The organism is Brevibacterium sp. HMSC063G07 (genome assembly GCF_001810665.1).
GTDB lineage: Bacteria > Actinomycetota > Actinomycetes > Actinomycetales > Brevibacteriaceae > Brevibacterium.
Genome location: NZ_KV802323.1, coordinates 1 through 291, shown reverse-complemented (window position 1 = coordinate 291; position 291 = coordinate 1). Strand labels below are relative to the sequence as shown.

General features: G+C 51.9%; 1 protein-coding gene. It reads right to left on the bottom strand.

Annotation, left to right across the window (positions count from 1 at the left end; all coding sequences use genetic code 11):
- Window positions 1-22: 22 nt before the first annotated feature.
- A partial coding sequence (locus tag HMPREF2757_RS02380) for an integrase core domain-containing protein (protein WP_070573054.1) occupies window positions 23-291 on the bottom strand: 269 nt, incomplete at its 5' end.

The window sequence follows — 291 nt, the reverse complement described above, 5'->3', positions numbered from 1 at the left end:
TGAAGTGCCCCGGGTTTTGTTCCTAGGCGTTTGCCTTGATTTCTATTATTTCCTGTGGCGGGTTCTGCTTCCAAAATTCGGTTTCGACCTCGACCGGGGTTCGGTAGTCCAAGCTTTGGTGGAGCCTAGTCTCGTTCCACCATGACACCCACTCGAACGTCGCGATTTCTACCTCGACAACATCATCCCACCTGCGAGCATGGATCAGCTCGTTCTTGTAGGAACCATTAACATTTTCTGCCAGAGCATTGTCATAAGAATCCCCGACCGTTCCGGTGGAAGCGGCAATCC